Source organism: Rhizobium sp. L1K21 (assembly GCF_024055895.1).
In the GTDB taxonomy this organism is placed as follows: Bacteria; Pseudomonadota; Alphaproteobacteria; order Rhizobiales; family Rhizobiaceae; genus Ensifer_A.
Map to the genome: position 1 here is coordinate 1090819 of NZ_JAMXLE010000001.1, position 17610 is coordinate 1108428.

Consider the following 17610-nt stretch of genomic DNA (forward strand, 5'->3'; position numbering starts at 1 on the left):
CTGTCTGCGGGCGATTTTACCCGCAAATAACGTTGATCTGCCTGCATGTTATCCTCCGTATGCCTTCTTTTTGTCCTGTTGTTCGAGTGCCTCGAGCTCGGCCAGAATTTCGGCGGTGTGTTCGCCATGGCGTGGGCTTGGGCGTTCATAGCGCAGCGGTGTCTCCGACAGGATGACGGGATTGCGCACGCCGGGAATGACGTTGCCTTCGCTGTCTTCAAGCTCGATTTTGAGGCCGCGGGCCTTGACCTGCGGGTCGTCGAACATTTCGCTGATCGTGTTGATGGGACCCACCGGAACGGCGTTCGCCTCGCAGGCATGCAGCAGGTCCTGCTTTTTCCATTTGCAGGTTTCAGCCTGCAGAAGCGCGTTCATTTCCGCCCGATTTTGAAGTCTCGATGCGTTGTGCACGAAGCGCGGGTCGTCTGCCACTTCAGGGATGCCGAGAACGGCGCAGAGCCGGTGAAACTGCCCGTCGTTGCCGACAGCCAGAATCAGGTGGCCGTCGGACACCGGGAACACTTCATAGGGCGTGATATTGGGATTGGCATTGCCGAGGCGGACCGGGTTTTTGCCGGAGACCAGGAAATTGGCCAGATGGTTTTGCAGCACGGCAACCTGTGTGTCCAACAGTGCGAGATCCACATGTTGTCCCTGGCCGGTGCGCATGGCGTGAATGAGGGCGGCCTGAATGCCGGTGACGGCGTATATGCCGGTGAAAAGATCGGCTGTTGCAATGCCTGCCTTCATGGGCTGGCCACCCGGTTCGCCAGTAACGGACATGAAGCCGGACATGCCCTGGACGATAAAATCATAGCCGGCAAAGCCGGCATAGGGGCCGGTCTGCCCGAAGCCGGTGATGGAGCAATAGACGAGGCGGGGATTGACCTTGCGCAGGCTTTCATAATCCAGCCCATATTTGGCGAGACCACCGGTCTTGAAATTTTCGATCAGCACGTCGGCAGTGGCAACCAGCCGACGGATGATTTCCTGTCCGTGCGGGGATTTGATATCGACGGCGATGGAGCGCTTGTTGCGATTGGCCGAATGGTAATAGGCAGCCGACAGATCCTCGCCGTTCTTGTCGGTCACAAATGGAGGACCCCACTGGCGCGTATCGTCGCCGGTGTTGGGGTGTTCGATCTTGATGACATCGGCTCCCATATCGGCCAGCATCTGGCCAGCCCAGGGGCCTGCAAGCACGCGTGCCAACTCGATGACGCGGATGCCCTTCAGCGGGGGCGCGGATTTCAAATTACCGTTTGTTGCAATGGTCATGACGTTCAATATCCTTCATTCGGCAAATGTGTGGTTTCACTTGCCGAAGAGATAGCACGGTAATTTCTGCCGCTTTTTGACTTATGTCTAATCGGGCATGACCAAGGGGTATCACAAACATAGACCGGCGCAAGGCACCTGCGTGTGGTTGCGGCGATGATCTTTTTGCATGATCTTCATGCAGCCAAGGGCTTCAAGGCTGCGCGGTTACCTGATCGGCCCAATCGGCGAAGGCTTTCATTGCCGCGTCCCGGTCGAGGTCATTGAGGGTTTCGTGCCGAGCCTCGGGGAAGATGACTTCGGTTACCTTGGTAAACCCTGCCTCTTTCAGTTTGTCGCAGAGCCAGTCGGTGCCAAAAGCATAATTGGAGGCTGGGTCCTGTCCGCCGCCGAGCAGATGAAAGGGCTTATCTTTGGGGATTTGTGACCAGTTGGCGGGTTTCGCGCCGGTTTCGATGAACGCGGCAAGGTCGCGCCAGAGGCTGACCGTACAGGCAAAGCCGCATAGTGGGTCCTCGATATAGGCTGCGACCTCCATATCGTCATGGGAGAGCCAGTCGAAGGGTGTCTTGTGGCCAGGGATTTTTTCGCCCCAGGCATCGAATGTCAGCTTGTTGACCAGAGTTGCCGGCGTGTCCGAACCTTTGAACATCGCTGTGATTGCCAGCACGATTTTCAACGGCAACATGTTTTTTGCGCTTGAAAAATCGTTGTTCCAGACCGCAACGCCCGCGAAATCCTCAGGGTGGGCGATGGCCATGTTGAAGGCGATATAAGCGCCCATGGAATGGCCGAATAGGATAATGGGCAAGCCGGGGTGATTGGTGGCGGCAAAATTGCGCATGGCGATTGTGTCGGCTATGACCTTTTGCATGCCGTTCTTGACTGCGAATTGTCCGCGGATTGCATCTGCGGCGGTGGTTTCGCCGTGTCCGCGGTGGTCCCAGCCATAGGTGTGATAGCCGCGACCGGCCAGAAATTCGGCAAATGGTTTGTAGCGCTTGGAGTGTTCGGCCATGCCATGCGACAGCATAATGACGCCTCTGGCTTGTCCTTGTGCCGCTTCGTGATGCCAAGCCAGCTTGGCGCCGGTAGGGCTCTCCAGAAAATTTGTTTCAATATACATCAGAAAACCCCCAAAAAGTGGGGGGATTGATGCCCATTTCTGATATTATGTCAATTATTTCCTGTGCACTCTTTTATGGCCGTTTCGGCGCGGTTCTCAATCGGGCTGTCGGTGAGCGCGCGTCTATCGTGCGCGGCTTTTAACGCGCGGTCCTCCAAGCCCTGGAAGCCAGGGCGAATTGCCATGCATGGCGGAAATCAAACAGCGATGATGGGCCGGTGGCATTGCCCGATTGCGATAAATCGCCTACATAGGCGCCAATTTCCGAACACGACGAGAAGAGTAATTCAATGGCGCGCCAGTTTATCTACCATATGGCCGGACTCAACAAGTCCTACGGATCGAAGAAGATCCTCGAAAACATCCACCTGTCATTCTATCCCGATGCGAAGATCGGTATTCTCGGGCCAAACGGTGCCGGTAAGTCCACCGTGCTGCGCATCATGGCCGGGCTCGACAAGGAGTTTACCGGCGAGGCCTGGCTGGCGGAAGGTGCGACCCTCGGCTATCTGCCGCAGGAGCCGCAGCTCGACAGTTCCAAGACTGTTTTCGAAAACGTCATGGAAGGGGTTGCCGACAAGAAGGCCATCCTCGACCGTTATAATGAATTGATGATGAACTATTCCGACGAAACGGCGGAAGAGGGTGCTAAGCTGCAGGACATTATCGACAGCCAGAACCTGTGGGACCTCGACAGCCAGGTTGAAATGGCCATGGGTGCGCTGCGCTGCCCGCCCGGCGAAAGTGCGGTTGATAATCTTTCCGGTGGTGAGAAGCGCCGTGTTGCGCTCTGCCAGCTCCTGCTGCGCCAGCCCGATCTGCTGCTGCTCGACGAACCGACCAACCACCTGGATGCGGAAACCATTGCCTGGCTTGAAAAGCATCTGCGCGAATATCCCGGTTCCGTGCTGATGATCACCCACGACCGTTACTTCCTTGACAATGTAACCGGCTGGATTCTCGAACTCGACCGTGGCCGCGGGATTCCTTACGAGGGCAACTATACCGCCTATCTCGATGCCAAGGCCAAGCGCATGCAGCAGGAGGGTCGCGAAGAGGCGGCTCGCCAGCGTGCGCTCGCCCGTGAAAAGGAGTGGATGGGCCAGAGCCCGCAGGCTCGCCAGACCAAATCGAAAGCGCGTATCCGGGCCTATGACGAGCTGGTCAAGGCTGCTGCCGACCGTCGTCCGGGTGACGCACAGATCGTGATTCCGGCGGGCGAACGGCTCGGCCAGGTTGTCATCGACGTCGAAGGCGTCTCGAAGGGTTACGGCGATCGCCTGCTGATCGACAACCTGACCTTCAAGCTGCCGCCCGGCGGTATCGTCGGCGTTATCGGTCCGAACGGTGCGGGTAAATCGACACTCTTCAAGATGATCACGGGGCAGGAAAAGCCCGATAGCGGCGAAATCCGCATCGGCGAGACCGTTCACCTCGGTTATGTCGACCAGAGCCGCGATGCGCTGGACGGCAACAAGACCGTGTGGGAAGAAATCTCCGGCGGAAATGACATCATCAAGCTCGGCAAGCATGAAGTGAACAGCCGTGCCTATTGCGGCGCCTTCAACTTCAAGGGTGGCGACCAGCAGCAGAAGGTGGGAACGCTTTCGGGCGGTCAGCGCAACCGCGTGCATCTCGCCAAGATGCTGAAAGCCGGCGGCAACGTGATCCTGCTCGACGAGCCGACCAACGACCTCGACACCGAAACACTGGCGGCACTGGAAGACGCGCTCGAAAACTTCGCCGGTTGCGCTGTTATCATCTCGCACGACCGGATGTTCCTCGACCGCCTAGCCACCCACATTCTCGCCTTCGAAGGCGATAGCCATGTGGAATGGTTCGAAGGCAACTTCGAAGACTACGAAGCTGACAAGATCAGACGTCTGGGGCCTGATGCGGTCAACCCGAAGCGGGTGACGTATAAGCGGCTGACACGGTAACCACAAAGAGCCCGGCACGTCCGGGCTTTTTTATGTCCTATCGCATTACAGTCTTGACCGCATAAAGATATCTTTATATCTTGATCTCGTGTTTGATTTGAGGCGCGGTATATGCTGGGTTTGAGTGAGCTGGTTGAGGTTTTGAAGGCGGCGGGGGAGACGACGCGGTTGCGTCTTCTGGTGCTGCTTTCGCGGGCCGATCTGACGGTTTCCGATCTTACCGATATTCTCGGGCAATCACAGCCCCGTATTTCGCGGCATCTGAAGTTGCTTCTCGAAGCGCAGTTGATCGAGCGTTATCAGGAAGGGGCATGGGCCTATTTCAGGCTGGGACAAGACGGGAAGGCGGCAGCGCTTGCATCGACCATTTTGCAATCGGTCGCTGTTGATGATGCAACGCTATCGCATGACCAGACGCGCCTGAAGGCTGTCAAGGAGGCGCGGGCCAGGCGGGCAGGCGACTATTTTGCGCAAAACGCAGCAGAATGGGACGAAATTCGCTCTTTGCATGTGCCGGAGGCCAAGGTCGAGGCGGCGCTGACAACACTGATCGGTGAGCAGCCGATTGATTCCATGCTTGATCTCGGCACGGGAACGGGGCGGATATTGCAGCTGTTCAGCGGGCTATACCGCAAGGCGGTGGGCATTGATGCCAGCCGCGACATGTTGGCGGTCGCGCGCACCAATCTTGACAAGCTCGGCAGCGGCAAGGCGAGCGTGCGGCATGGCGATATCTTCAACCTGCCGCTGGACGGGCAGGATTTCGATCTCATCACCATTCATCAGGTTCTGCACTTTCTGAATGAACCGCAGGCGGCGATTGCAGAGGCGGCCCGCGTCTTGCGGCCCGGCGGGCGTCTGGTGATCATCGATTTTGCGCCGCATGCGCTGGAATATCTGCAGGAAAAACATGCACATATGCGCCTTGGTTTTTCGCATGAGGTGATCAGCGGCTGGCTGAAGAAGGCGGGTCTCGAGACCGAAAAGATTGTTGACCTCGAGCCCGGTGATGGTCGTACGGATGCGTTGACCGTGACGATCTGGCTTGCGCGCGATCCGCGCCTTCTCATTGCCTGACCAAAACATAAGAGAGAGGACATCCCTATGAGCGGCATCATCAAAGCCAATGCGGATACATCCGGTCTGACGCTGAGCTTCGAATTTTTCCCGCCCAAGACACCGGAGATGGAAAGCCAGCTTTGGGAAGCGGTTGACGATCTGGCAGGCTGGGCACCAAGCTTCGTGTCCGTCACCTATGGGGCCGGCGGGTCCACCAAGGCTCCGACGCTCTGCGCTGTCTCGCGCATCGCAAGCCAGACGACGTTGACGCCTGCGGCGCACCTGACATGCGTTGGTGCGGCGTGCGAGGAGGTGGATGCGGTTGTGGCCGAATTTGCGGCTGCGGGCGTCAAACATTTCGTGGCGCTGAGAGGCGACCCGGCCGGCGGGATCGGCACGGCCTATGTTCCGCATCCCAACGGCTACGCCAACGGTGCAGAGCTTGTTGCCGGGCTGAAACGTCTTGGTGATTATGAAATCAGCGTTTCCGCCTATCCGGAAAAACATCCCGAGAGCGCCGATGTGGACGCCGATATCGATATGCTCAAACGCAAGGTGGATAATGGCGCGACGCGGGCGCTGACGCAGTTTTTCTTCGATAACGACCACTACGAGCGATATCTGGAGCGCGTGCGGGCAGCTGGGATCGATATTCCCATCGTGCCGGGTATTCTTCCGGTTCACAATCTGGCGCAGGTGCGCAAGTTTGCGGGTATGGCGGGAGCCTCCGTTCCCGATTTCGTGGTTGCGCGGCTGGGTACGATTGATGATGATTCCGAGCGCCGCTTTGTCGCCGCCGCTGCCCTGGCTGCAGAGCAGGTGCAGGATTTGATCCGGCGGGGCGTGACCGAGTTTCACTTCTACACGATGAACCGTTCGGCGCTGGTTTCGGAAGTGCTGAGGCGTTCCGGCTTCAGGCGCACGGATGTTGCGGCATAAGGCCTGATGCGGCCCGAGCGAATTCCGAACAGGCTTCAATAGCGGCAGATAAAAAAGGGAACGCATGGTTCGGCAAGCCATGCGTTCCCTGTTTTCAAACTGTGACTGGTATTATTTCAAGTCCGGAGCCAATTCGGACATTGTTCACGCACTTTCTGAGGTGGGCCTCAGATGAACAGCATCGTTGCTACGAATAGAAACGCTGCACCGATTACAAGGACATTGAGCGATTGCGTAAGTCCCATATCGACCTCCTTCGCGTTAACAGGTGTGATGATATGCTGGAAATCGGCGTCTTCAAAGCAAATCTTTTGCTGCGCCGCAGAAGAAAGCGCAAACCGAGAACATTGTGCGCGGACTCAAGGGTATGAAATTTCTCCGCTTTCTCTCAGTGATACGGAGAGGTGAAAAAAATTTCCAACGCCTGGCCGTATTTTGGCCAATGTGCCATTTTGAAACAGTGTTAAGATTTTGAAAATCATACGCTTTACGCGGTTTTGCGTCGCTTTTGGGTTGAAAATCGTTGTGCGCCGCACGCAACCGAAAATCGGCACCTTGCGTGATCGGCGTCGCCGGTTAAGCTTACGGTGGACCTGACGCGCACCGAACAGAAACAACAAAAGCGCGCACCGAAGAGAAACAATAAAGGAGAGGAAGGCTGAGCAACGTTGCAGCGGTAAGCGCCACAGTGGAAGGCGCGTCGGCCCATACCGGCGAATTGATCTCGATTGCAGCGGTGATTGCCGTTGCGGCTTTGCTGGGTCTCGGCTTCATGCGGTTGCGGCAGCCGCCGCTTGTGGGTTTCATTCTGGCTGGTGTGGCGCTGGGGCCGACCGGAGCGGGGCTGATTGCCAATTCTTCCAATGTTTCGCTTTTGGCCGAGATGGGGGTCGTCGTTCTTCTGTTTTTCATCGGCATGGAACTGTCGATCAAGGCGTTTGTGCTGACGCTTCGCCAGGCGCTTCTGGTGACCGGCGGGCAGATTGGCGCTGCCATGGTGGCGGGCCTTCTCATCGTTCTCGTCACCGGAGCCAGCCTGAGTGAAGCCGTCATCATGGGCTTCATCATCGCGCTTTCCTCCACGGTCGTGGCCATGAAAATGCTGGAGGATATGAAGGTGCTGCGCGGAGAGCCGGGCAGGGTGGCCATCGGCGTTCTGATTGCGCAGGATATCGCCGTTGTGCCGATGCTGATTTTCGTGTCGAGCATGTCCGGCGACAGTACCGATTATGGTGCCGTCATTCTGCGCATGGCCGTGGCGGTCGGTTTGCTGGGTGGTTTGCTCTGGTGGTTCGGCCGGCACAGCAAGATACGTGTCCCCTATGCCAATGAGATTTCCGAGAAGATCGAGCTTCTGGCCCTTGGATCGCTGGCTGTCTGCTTCGCCGCCGCATCCATTTCCGGTCTCATGGGGCTTTCGCCGGTTTATGGTGCGTTTCTGGCGGGCATCGTGATCGGCAATTCGACCCTGCGTTCACGGGTCATTCCCGTCATCGAACCGATCCAGAGCATTCTGCTGGTGGTTTTCTTCCTTTCCATCGGGCTCCTGATCGATCTGGATTTCATCTGGGCGCATATCTGGCAGGTCTTGGCGGCCTCGATCATCGTTGTGGCGGCCAAGTCTATCCTGAACATTTTCCTGCTCAGGCGCACGGGCGCAAAGCCTGAGACGGCGCTGATTGCCGGGCTTTCCATGGCGCAGATCGGTGAGTTTTCATTCGTTCTCGCATCCGCCGGTTTTGCGTCGGGCGTGCTCGGCGGCGATCTCTACCGTCTATCGATTGCGGTCACTGCGGTTTCGCTTCTGATGTCGCCCTTGTGGGTCAGCATCATGCACCGGCTGGAAGGCATTGCTGCGAAGGGGCTGGAAAATTACCGTGAGGCGCTGTCTGAGGCCTATGCCGAAGAGCTGCAGGATATGCAGCGCGGGGGAGCGGCCCTTTTCAAGGTCAAGCACAGTGTGAACGTGCGCTATCGTGCCGTGCGCAAGGCAGCCTATCTTCGCCGCGCTGGTAAAAGCGCCAAAGCGGCGAGGCATGATGCGCCAAAAACAGAAGAGAAGCCTAGCGGAGCGCCCGTAGAATAGCCGGTGTTGCCCAACCGTCAGCCGGAACGCCGAGGCGCTGCTGTTCCTTTTGCAGGGCGGCGCGGGTGCCGGAACCGAGAATACCGTCAATCTCGCCGACATCATGGCCGCGCGCCTGAAGGATGGTCTGCAGCTCCTTCATCTGATTGTCGTTGAGACCGGGTTCAGGGTTGCCGCTGTCATAACGGTCTGCGCCGGCAAGCCTTGTTGCGAAGTATGCGGCGGAGGTGGTGTAGATGAACGACTTGTTCCATTCCAGATAGACGTTGAAATTGGGATAGGCGAGGAATGCCGGTCCCTTGCGCCCCTGAGGCAGAACAAGTGCGGCTGGAAGATTGGAAAATTTGGTGTCGCCGTTGCGCGGCTGCACGCCCATCTGGAACCAATCGCCTGCTGTCAATGTGCCGCCAAGTCCGGTCTTTTCAAACGGCAGGTTCTGCGGGATTTTGACCTCCTGCAGCCAGGGTTCGCCACGGCGGAAACCGAGGCTCTGAATGAACTTGGCTGCGGTCATGATGACATCGGGGGCGGATTCTTTCAGGCGAACGCGTCCGTCGCCATCGCCATCGGTGCCGTAGGTCAAGATGTCGCGCGGCAGCATTTGCACCTGTCCGATTTCGCCAGCCCAGGCACCTGTCGTTGTGGTTTCCACATCATCGAGTTCATAGAGCTTCAGGAACGCCAGGAGCTGCGGGCGGAAAAGTTCAGGTCTGCGGCAGTCATGGGAGAGGGTTGCGAGCGCGTTGCGCGTGTTGAAATCGCCCTGGACTGCGCCGAAATCCGTTTCCAGCGCCCAGAAAGCGGTGATGACGGGGGCCGGAACACCAAATTCAGCTTCGGCGCGGGCAAATGTGTCGGCATATTCCTTCATCTTCCGTTCGCCGATGGTGAGGCGTGCCTGGCTGACGACTCGGCTGGAAAAATCGAGGAAGGTCTGTTTGAACACGCCCTGTGCGCGGTCACGGCTGAGCACCTTGCGATCGATCGATGCGCCCTTCAACGCGCCCGCGGCAGCCTGTGGCGACACGCCGTTGGCAATGGCTTCCTGCTCAACACCTTTCAAAAAACTCGCGAAATCGCCGTCGCACTGCGCCTGGGCGGCTGCCAGTGCCGGAAACGATGCGGACAGGACGAGGCCGAAAAGCCAGGCGGACAGATTTCTTGAAGACATGAACATTCACTCCCGGGGATTGGTTTGACGCTATCGAGCCGCTTTTTCGGGCGGATTTACGGCATTCATTCGTGCTGGACTGTTTTATACGAGGCTGGTGTTTAAAATTGAAGGGGCAGCCATCATTCGAAGGCTGCCCCAAAGATCCCCGATAATGTCCGGCTATGTTCGCGCAGTTGAGCACTCAGTTTGCCGCAGCAACCCAGTTGTTCCAATTGTCGCGTGTGCCGGCGAAAACGTTGATATCCGTGTCACTGCCGATGCCGGGAACCCGGCCGGTGCTGGTATATTGCCAGAAGGCCCAGCGGCGGGTGTCATAGGTCTTTGAGGGCGGGGCGGCAACCGAGCGAACCCAGAAGTGATAGTCCTCAAAGTGGCCGACAAGATTGTCCTGATGGAAATCGACTGAGGTGTAGATGATCGGGCGTTTGCCGTAATAGGCCTCAATCCGGTCCATGAAGCGTTTGATCACCGATCGTGCCTGATCGGGAGACGGCTTAAATTTGCATGTCTTGGACGCGTGATTCCACTCAACATCAAGCACCGGAGGCAGGGTCATGGATTCTCTCGGCACGTTGCGAATGAACCAGTCTGCCTGATCGTCCGGCGACGAGCAGAAATAGTAGAAATGGTAGGGAGCATGCGCAAGACCAGCCCGTTGTGCGCCACGCCAATACTCGCCGAAGCGGGGATCGAGAACGTCCTTGCCTTCCGTCGCCTTGATGAAAGCAAAGGCCACACCCGAACGCTTCACCTGGCGCCAGTCGATATCGCCGTTCCATTTTGAAACGTCGATTCCATGGACCTCGCGCTTGTGGGGCGTGTCATAGCCGAAATCAATCGGGTCGGTGTCGTGAAAGCGCGACTTGATGGACGCTGTTTCCATCAAATCGTAATCATTGCCTGCGCATCCCGCGAGGAGCGCAAAAAGAGGTAGCGTTGCCAATAAGAGCTGGCGCATAATGACCTGGATCCCTAACGCAGAACATATATTTAACGGGAATAGGCCATTTGTAAATCGTGCCTATTCGGTCGTCCGGCCATTTCAACATACCAACGTTAAGAATGTGTTAGGACAATTTGCTACGAATTTGATTCAATATGTATCGAAAGCGCAGTTGCATGCTTGACCATTCGGACATCGCAACGGCTATATTGCAGTGCATCAATTCCTTTGAACCACTTCAGCCTGAAATGGGGGAACTACATTGGGCGAATACGATCTGATCGTCGTGGGAAGCGGCCCGGCGGGGCGACGCGGCGCCATTCAAGCCGCCAAACTGGGAAAAAACGTTCTCGTTGTGGAAAAGGGCAAACGGGTGGGGGGCGTGTCTGTCCACACCGGAACCATCCCTTCGAAGACATTGCGTGAAACGGCGCTGAACCTTTCGGGCTGGCGCGAGCGCGGCTTTTATGGTCGCTCCTACCGTGTGAAACAGGACATTACCGCCGGTGACCTGAGGCGCAGGCTTCTGATTACGCTTGATCATGAGGTCGAGGTTCTCGAACATCAGTTCGCGCGAAACCATGTTCAGCACATCCGTGCGCATGCGCGTTTCGTCGATGCCCATACGTTGGAAATCGAGAAGGACGATGGCGAGAAATCATTGGTCACGGGAAAGGCCATCCTGCTGGCCATCGGCACCAGACCGCATCGCCCCGACCACATTCCCTTCGACGGCAAGCTGGTGCATGACAGCGATGATATTCTCGAAATCGAGCATCTGCCGCGTTCGCTAACCGTGATCGGTGCCGGGGTTATCGGCGTTGAGTATGCGACGATTTTCAGTGCGCTCGATATTCCCGTGACGCTGGTTGAGCCGCGTGACGAGATATTGGGTTTCATCGACAAGGAAATTGTCGAGGACTTTATCTACGAAATGCGTGATCGCAACATGAAGATCCTGCTCGGTCACAAGGCGGAGGCGGTTGCGTGCGATCCGGCCACGCGTCGCTGTCAGGTGACGCTGTCCAATGGACGCGTCATCCAGTCGGAGATGGTGCTTTATACTGCGGGGCGCACCGGGGCGGTCGATACGCTGAATATCGAGGCGGCAGGCCTAAAGGCGGATTCGCGGGGACGGCTGGAGGTTGATCCCGAAACATTCCAGACGGAGGTTCCCAATATCTACGCCGCAGGCGACGTTGTCGGCTTTCCAAGCCTTGCCTCAACGTCCATGGAACAGGGGCGCATTGCAGCCCGCTATGCTGTCGGCGCACCGGCCAGTGAACCGCCGAACTATTTTCCCTACGGCATTTATGCCGTGCCGGAGATATCCACCTGTGGTCTCACGGAAGAAGAGGTCAATCAGCGCGGTATACCCTACGAATGCGGGGTCGGGCGCTTTCGGGAAACGTCGCGCGGTCACATTATGGGACTCAATACCGGGCTGTTGAAAATGATCTTCTCGACAAAAAGCCGCCGTTTGCTTGGCGTGCATATTATCGGCGAAGGGGCGACGGAGCTTATCCACATCGGGCAGGCGGTCTTGAACCTCAAGGGAACGGTCGATTATTTTGTCGAGAACACGTTCAACTATCCCACACTTGCCGAAGCCTACAAGATTGCAGGTCTCGATGCGTGGAATCGGATGGGTGAGAAGCCGCTGACGACCGAACATTCCGACGAATGAAGCTCAGGCGTCTGCGGGACGCCTGATTTCGATCTGCCAGGCATAACCGCCGTAAAGGGCTTTGAAGCGACACGTGCCGCCGATCGTTTGCGCTGCCTGCTCCGAGGCTTCCCTGAGGGTTGCTCTTGGGATCACATGAAAAGCTCTCAACCAGGCAAAGAGTGCGCGCGAGAAGATGTGCGGCAGTTTTTCCTGTTGGCCGAAATCGACGATGTGCAGCGTGCCACCCGGTGCGAGCGCTTGTGTGGCGCTCACGATTGTCTGCTCCCATTGCGGGATCATGGAGAGCGCGTAGGAGAGCAGTATGTGGTCGAAGTCTGCCTTTCCGAAGTCGCTGGGTTCGAAACGTGTGGCATCGCCCGCGACCAGCGTTGCATCGATTTTGCCACGTGCCAAGGTGCGGCGGGCAGAGATGAGCATTTCCTCGGAAATATCGAGACCCGCGAGATCAAGCTGCGGATAGGTCTTGGCGATCAGCTTCAGATTGCGACCGGTCCCGCAGCCCAATTCCAGCACCCGGTCGCCCGGCTTTGCGTGCATTTCGCGGATCGTTCTGTCGCGGGCCAACAGATAGTATTTGCGCGTCAGATCATAGATGTGACGCTGCACGCGATACATGCGGTCCATGCGTTTGGCATGGCTTGTGCTGCTTTCGATGAATGTCATGCCCGTTTCCGGTAAATGTGAAAGCCGCCATAGATGGCAGAGCGGTCCAGCTTGTGCAGTTCGGCGGAGCGTTCCTCGAGGTAGTCCCACTGCTCGAGCAACGGACTTGAAAGCTTGACGGGCAAGGGGCTTCGTGCACCGGCTGTGCGGAAAATCACACGGGCATCAGGCCGCGCCGTACGGCAGATTTCGGTCCACAAGGCATCCACCTGCGCCGGCGTCATCCAGTCTTGTGCGTCCAGCAGAACGAAGCGGTCAACGCTTTGTGCTGCCTTCAAGCCGAGCATTTCCGTCATGTTGCGGTGATGGACCTTTACGCGATCCGTATTTGCACAGATCTTCGGGTAATTTTCGGCCTTGAGATAGGTCGGTGGTGCGCCTTCGCCCAAAGTGGGATAGCGACGGGAGAAGGCCTGCCATGCGAAATAGTTTTCCGAGATCGGGAAATCGCAAGCCAGTTTCTTCAAGCGTTCGCGCAGCACCGAGGCGATGTGGCCATCGGATGCGCCTTCGGCCAACTCGACATATTGTTGCGGGGGAATTCCAAGCCCGAAGAGCGAACTTTTCTGAGCGGTTACCCATCGGATGAACTTTGTGTCGAAAAGCGGTGCGATGTCGCTTTCGAAAATCTCGCGCTGCTCGTGCAGACTGCGGGCGGTGGTCAAACGCTGCAGGTTTCGGCCCTTCAGTTTCGCCGCAAGGTGGCCGGCGCCGATGAAGCGGCCAAGCAGGCCGGTTTTGTAGATATCGCGATCGAAAATGGTGATGCGGCGGCGGCCACGCGCGTCTCTGCCGTTCCAGTATTTGAGGGTATCGGCGTCGAGAAAGGGAGCAATGAAGGTGTCAAAGCTGCGGCTGTTGGTCTTCACGCCGGTGAGTGCAAACATGCGCAGCACATCGGCGTGCGACGGCAGGTGTTTGAAAGCGGCGAGCTTCAGCCTGTTGAGCGCGATATGGTGATGGTTGAGATCGACAACATCAATCTGGCTGGGTTCTGCAGTCAGGTAGGCCAGCATGTTGCAGCCGCCGGAACCGATGGTCGCTATGGTCTGACCCGGTTCCATTTCCATGGCAGCGAGATCAACGTCGGGATCTTCCCAAATCTGTGGATAAACCAGACCGGAAAACAACAGGCCGAATAGCCGCTCGGAAAAGCCTTCCTTGCTCAATGCGCGGTGGCGGACAAAGGCGGATTTGAGCTGATTGTTCTTTAGATACCCGGTAATTGGCGCCATTCCGGTCATGCAAAATGCCTTTCTTTCGCAATCGATGGACTCACCCATGCGGCAAATCAATTGGCGCTCTCTAGTCCCGTTTCGCTACAGATTGATGACGGCTGGGCTGTTGAGCCCGATATCCGATAACAAGATTTTAAGAGTCCAGGCTCTAAAGTCTGCCTATCTACAAGGAGCCGTTAACATGATGTTAAGTGTGTTTCTGTCGGACATTAAGCGGCGCTATGCAATCGCCGGTTCGGCAGCCGGAGCTTTGCTCCCACTATCGTTTTATTCGCTTGATTTGGCAAAAGGCGGAAACCTTGATTTCCTAAGCTGGGCGCTTTCCTCTCCGTCGCAATTTACGCTTGCTGCCATGCCCGTCTGGTCCGGCCTGGTGGCCCTGCAGTTTGGCAGGGGGCGTACACTGCGCATGGCTGCCGAAAAGGCGCGCCGGGAAGAAGAGAAGCGCTTGCGCTATGCCGCAACGCATGATGCGTTGACGGGACTTGGAAATCGCGCGGCGCTCGAGGACGATGGAAAACGGCTTCTCAAAGGTGGCGCGTCACCAGCGTTGCTGCTGCTTGATCTCGATCGTTTCAAATTGGTCAACGACACGCTTGGACACGATGTCGGCGATGCCTTGCTGGTGGAGATTGCAAGCCAGTTCTTGCGTCTGAAAACCCGCGGCGTTCGTGTTTACCGGCTTGGCGGCGACGAGTTCGTGTTTCTGATTTCGCGTGTCTCCGGCAATGATGATGTTGAAGACTTGTGCAGCCAGATCAAGGCTATGTTTGCTGCTCCCTTCATTCTTGAGGCGGGACCTGTGCGAAGCGGTGTCAGCATTGGCGTCTCCTATGCAACACCGCAGACATCCTTTTCCACCGTCTTGAAGAGCGCCGATCTGGCGCTCTATAAGGCCAAGGAGATCGCCGGAAGCGCGCATGTGTTCTACGAACCGGAGATGGCCGAGGAAGCCTTGAAGCGCGCGCGGCTTGAGCGCGAACTCGTACAGGCAATTGAGACAAACCAGATCTATCTGGAGTTTCAACCGATTGTCGGCGTCGAGACGCGTGCAGTGCGTTCATTTGAGGCGCTGGCGCGCTGGCGGCACCCCACGGATGGGTGTTTGATGCCCAAGGACTTCATAGAGGTTGCCGAGCGCACTGGACTGATCATTCCGCTCGGACTTCGCATCTTGCAGCTTGCCTGCCGCGAGGCGGTGAAGTGGCCATCGCCGCTGGGTGTTTCCGTAAACATATCGGGCGTGCAGTTCAAAGACCCGCAATTCCCCGAGATGGTGCAGGAATGCCTGCAATACTACAATCTGGCGCCGGGGCGTTTGACGTTGGAAATTGCCGAATCGGTGTTTGCGCTGGAGCTTGACGAGATCAAGGCGTGCCTGGAAGAGCTTCGTATGATCGGCGTACGGATCGTGCTCGACGATTTTGGGGCAGGATTTTCCTCCGTCAACAACATGCGCCGCTTCCAGCTCGATCAGCTCAAGCTTGACCGCTCCTTCGCTGCTGCCATGCTTTCTGATGACGCGGGCAGTTCCGAATTGATGGATGTGATGATGCGCTTCGGTGCGACCATGAAGGTCTCAACTGCGATTGAGGGTATTGAAGACGAGCGGCAGATGGAATTCGTCAGCATTCGCGGGGCCTGCGAGGTGCAGGGATATCTGTTTTCAAGGCCGATTTCCGCCAACAAGGTTGGCGAGCTGATTGCACGTTCTGTCGGTGAGGGAGATATTGCAGCGGCCTGAGGCCGCCGGTCATATTTGCGTCCTGTCCGTGAGAACCGGCAAAATGCGTACCCTGCAACGACAGATCAGTGCAGGCCGTCGCTGTTGAGCAGCTCCAGTTCCCCAAGCTTGCCCTTGCTCTTGGCCTGATAATAGTAGCCGGTGCGATAGAGCCAGTCTGCGGCTTTCTTGTCCTTGTCCGCCACGATCCACGCATTGTGGAGATATTTGACCGCGTATTTGAGGTTTGTTTCCGCATCCAGAAGACCGGATGGTTTTCCCTGGTAACCAAGACCCTTTGCAGTGTTATAGCGAATTTGCATCAGGCCGTAATTGCCCTTGTGGAGGGCGGCGGGATTGTACGTGCTTTCGCGGTGCGCGACGTGGTGCACGAGGTCTTCCGGCACGCCGTAAATGCGCGAATATTTTTTGATGAGCGCTTCGATTTCAGGTGGGGGTGTTTCGCTACGCGTCTTAATCGTCACGGCAGCAAAGCGCTTTCCGGGAGCCGGCGGGAAAAATGCCGTCATGTCCTTGATGTTGGACGGGTCCACAAGCGCAAGGGGTGTGCTTTCCACGGTATTCGGGTCGGCGGTCGACGTCAGCTGCGTTGTGGCGGAGGCATCCGTTGCCGCTGCAGTCGCAGCACTGAGGGCAGGGTTGACGGCACCTGTGGTGGTGAATGCCGTAACGGACGAGGAGGCCGAAACATCCGCTGGTGATGTCGCCGCCGCCGGCGCGGTGGCCGCAACATCGGTTGCCTCTGCGACTTTCTGCTCGCTCGCTGGAAGCGGCTGACCGGTGCTGAGATCGACTTCTGCAGCTTCTGCCGTCTTGGCCGCGCCGGTTCCGTTTTTATCGAGCGATGCAAGTTCAGTCGACGTGCATGCGGACAGTGCAAGTCCACAGCTTATGGAGAGCGCGGCAACGCCGACTTTGTTCAACTGGGCCATCAACAATGTTGAACACCTTCTATTTTTCGATTTGCCTGATTCCTCTGTCCCGAGAGGGTCCACTCCGTTGAAGGTAGAATGAGGCAAATTTGCGGTCGCCTTTTGAATACTGGTTCAAGCAGCCAAGTCAAGCGGCGCGGCTATAGGCAGCGGTGACGGCTCCTGCGGAAATCAACAATGTGCCGCCAGTGCGGTTGACCGTGCGCTGGACAGAAGCCTTGCGAATGAAGCGGCGCGCCTTGTCTGCAAGCAAAGCATAGCCAATGGCATTGAGCGCGGCGAGGGTGACAAAGGTTGCTTCCATCACGATCATCTGCGGAAGGAACGGGCTGGCGTGATCAATGAACTGGGGAACAAAGGCCACGAAGAAGACGATGCTTTTCGGGTTCAGCGCTGTTACGATAAAGGCATGGCCCATGATGCGGTGCGGCTTGCGCTCAGGCAGATTGTCGTTGTCACTGATCGGCCCGGTCTGAACCGGTGCGCGCCACAGCTTGATGCCGAGATAGACGAGATACGCGCCCCCGATCCAGCGAAGCACGGTAAACAGGTCGGCGGAGGTTGCAAGCAATGCGCCAAGGCCGAGCATAGAGGCCGTCATCGCCACGAAATCGCCCATCGCAACACCGGCAGCCGTTGTCACGGCCGTTTTGCGGCCATAGCCGAGTGCATAGGAGATGACCAGCAGGATGGTTGGTCCCGGAATGGCCAGAATGACCATTGTTGCGCCGGTGAATGCGATCCAGGTTTCGAGCGACATTGCAGTATCCTTTCAACTGAGCCTACAAAGCCACCGAA

At 57.2% G+C, this 17610-nt stretch carries 14 protein-coding genes; 6 read left to right on the forward strand and 8 right to left on the reverse strand.

All coding sequences use genetic code 11. The features are described from left to right. Window positions 1-48 precede the first annotated feature (48 nt). Together NHF56_RS05185 and NHF56_RS05190 are read right to left on the reverse strand one after the other, a co-directional pair. On the reverse strand, window positions 49-1278 hold the full coding sequence (locus tag NHF56_RS05185) for a CaiB/BaiF CoA-transferase family protein (protein WP_252802208.1): 1230 nt from the start codon (window positions 1276-1278) through the stop codon (window positions 49-51). Window positions 1279-1471: 193 nt separating this feature from the next. After that, window positions 1472-2404: an alpha/beta fold hydrolase gene (locus NHF56_RS05190; RefSeq protein ID WP_252802210.1), complete on the reverse strand. Its 933-nt coding sequence runs from the start codon at window positions 2402-2404 to the stop codon at window positions 1472-1474. A gap of 290 nt (window positions 2405-2694) precedes the next feature. On the opposite strand from NHF56_RS05190, the gene ettA reads away from it, so the two are divergent. The 4 genes from ettA (at window position 2695) to NHF56_RS05210 (ending at window position 8428) form a co-directional block, all read left to right on the forward strand. Next, window positions 2695-4344, forward strand: a complete 1650-nt coding sequence (gene ettA, locus NHF56_RS05195; RefSeq protein ID WP_252802211.1) for an energy-dependent translational throttle protein EttA — start codon at window positions 2695-2697, stop codon at window positions 4342-4344. Window positions 4345-4455: 111 nt separating this feature from the next. Further along, the gene (locus NHF56_RS05200; protein ID WP_252802213.1) at window positions 4456-5421 is read left to right on the forward strand and encodes a metalloregulator ArsR/SmtB family transcription factor; all 966 of its coding nucleotides are present in this window, start codon (window positions 4456-4458) and stop codon (window positions 5419-5421) included. Between the two features lie 27 nt (window positions 5422-5448). Beyond that, a complete protein-coding gene (gene metF, locus NHF56_RS05205) occupies window positions 5449-6342 on the forward strand; it encodes a methylenetetrahydrofolate reductase [NAD(P)H] (protein ID WP_252802215.1) in 894 nt (297 codons plus the stop codon). 688 nt (window positions 6343-7030) lie between these two features. Then, the gene (locus NHF56_RS05210) at window positions 7031-8428 is read left to right on the forward strand and encodes a cation:proton antiporter (protein WP_373456250.1); all 1398 of its coding nucleotides are present in this window, start codon (window positions 7031-7033) and stop codon (window positions 8426-8428) included. On the opposite strand, the gene NHF56_RS05215 is transcribed toward NHF56_RS05210, so the two are convergent. Both NHF56_RS05215 and NHF56_RS05220 read right to left on the reverse strand, forming a co-directional pair. Then, window positions 8406-9605, reverse strand: coding sequence for a lytic murein transglycosylase (locus tag NHF56_RS05215; RefSeq protein WP_252802217.1), 1200 nt, complete (start codon window positions 9603-9605; stop codon window positions 8406-8408). The genes NHF56_RS05210 and NHF56_RS05215 overlap by 23 nt on opposite strands. 178 nt (window positions 9606-9783) lie before the next feature. Then, entirely contained in the window at window positions 9784-10560 is a 777-nt protein-coding gene (locus NHF56_RS05220; RefSeq protein ID WP_252802219.1) for a glycoside hydrolase family 25 protein, read from the reverse strand. A gap of 247 nt (window positions 10561-10807) precedes the next feature. On the opposite strand from NHF56_RS05220, the gene sthA reads away from it, so the two are divergent. Further along, window positions 10808-12232 carry a Si-specific NAD(P)(+) transhydrogenase gene (gene sthA / locus NHF56_RS05225; RefSeq protein WP_252802221.1) on the forward strand — a complete coding sequence of 475 codons (1425 nt, stop codon included), beginning with the start codon at window positions 10808-10810 and terminating at the stop codon, window positions 12230-12232. Window positions 12233-12235: 3 nt separating this feature from the next. Here the strand turns inward: sthA and NHF56_RS05230 are convergent, their stop codons facing one another. Both NHF56_RS05230 and NHF56_RS05235 read right to left on the reverse strand, forming a co-directional pair. Next, window positions 12236-12898, reverse strand: coding sequence for a class I SAM-dependent methyltransferase (locus NHF56_RS05230; protein WP_252802223.1), 663 nt, complete (start codon window positions 12896-12898; stop codon window positions 12236-12238). Next, on the reverse strand, window positions 12895-14142 hold the full coding sequence (locus NHF56_RS05235; RefSeq protein WP_252802225.1) for a DUF3419 family protein: 1248 nt from the start codon (window positions 14140-14142) through the stop codon (window positions 12895-12897). The genes NHF56_RS05230 and NHF56_RS05235 overlap by 4 nt, the downstream gene beginning before the upstream one ends. Window positions 14143-14317: 175 nt before the next feature. On the opposite strand from NHF56_RS05235, the gene NHF56_RS05240 reads away from it, so the two are divergent. Then, window positions 14318-15880 carry a bifunctional diguanylate cyclase/phosphodiesterase gene (locus NHF56_RS05240; protein ID WP_252802227.1) on the forward strand — a complete coding sequence of 521 codons (1563 nt, stop codon included), beginning with the start codon at window positions 14318-14320 and terminating at the stop codon, window positions 15878-15880. A gap of 65 nt (window positions 15881-15945) precedes the next feature. Here the strand turns inward: NHF56_RS05240 and NHF56_RS05245 are convergent, their stop codons facing one another. Further along, window positions 15946-16812, reverse strand: a complete 867-nt coding sequence (locus tag NHF56_RS05245; RefSeq protein WP_252802229.1) for a lytic transglycosylase domain-containing protein — start codon at window positions 16810-16812, stop codon at window positions 15946-15948. Between the two features lie 127 nt (window positions 16813-16939). Further along, on the reverse strand, window positions 16940-17572 hold the full coding sequence (locus NHF56_RS05250) for a LysE family translocator (protein WP_252802230.1): 633 nt from the start codon (window positions 17570-17572) through the stop codon (window positions 16940-16942). Between the last annotated feature and the right edge of the window lie 38 nt (window positions 17573-17610).

Bases quoted from the DNA above. Each gene is read 5' to 3' on its own strand.
- metF (WP_252802215.1), top strand. From the start codon at position 5,449: ATGAGCGGCATCATCAAAGCCAATGCGGATACATCCGGTCTGACGCTG.
- NHF56_RS05185 (WP_252802208.1), bottom strand. From the start codon at position 1,278: ATGACCATTGCAACAAACGGTAATTTGAAATCCGCGCCCCCGCTGAAG.
- NHF56_RS05240 (WP_252802227.1), top strand. From the start codon at position 14,318: ATGATGTTAAGTGTGTTTCTGTCGGACATTAAGCGGCGCTATGCAATC.
- ettA (WP_252802211.1), top strand. From the start codon at position 2,695: ATGGCGCGCCAGTTTATCTACCATATGGCCGGACTCAACAAGTCCTAC.
- NHF56_RS05235 (WP_252802225.1), bottom strand. From the start codon at position 14,142: ATGACCGGAATGGCGCCAATTACCGGGTATCTAAAGAACAATCAGCTC.
- NHF56_RS05250 (WP_252802230.1), bottom strand. From the start codon at position 17,572: ATGTCGCTCGAAACCTGGATCGCATTCACCGGCGCAACAATGGTCATT.
- NHF56_RS05220 (WP_252802219.1), bottom strand. From the start codon at position 10,560: ATGCGCCAGCTCTTATTGGCAACGCTACCTCTTTTTGCGCTCCTCGCG.
- NHF56_RS05200 (WP_252802213.1), top strand. From the start codon at position 4,456: ATGCTGGGTTTGAGTGAGCTGGTTGAGGTTTTGAAGGCGGCGGGGGAG.
- NHF56_RS05245 (WP_252802229.1), bottom strand. From the start codon at position 16,812: ATGGCCCAGTTGAACAAAGTCGGCGTTGCCGCGCTCTCCATAAGCTGT.
- NHF56_RS05190 (WP_252802210.1), bottom strand. From the start codon at position 2,404: ATGTATATTGAAACAAATTTTCTGGAGAGCCCTACCGGCGCCAAGCTG.
- NHF56_RS05230 (WP_252802223.1), bottom strand. From the start codon at position 12,898: ATGACATTCATCGAAAGCAGCACAAGCCATGCCAAACGCATGGACCGC.
- NHF56_RS05215 (WP_252802217.1), bottom strand. From the start codon at position 9,605: ATGTTCATGTCTTCAAGAAATCTGTCCGCCTGGCTTTTCGGCCTCGTC.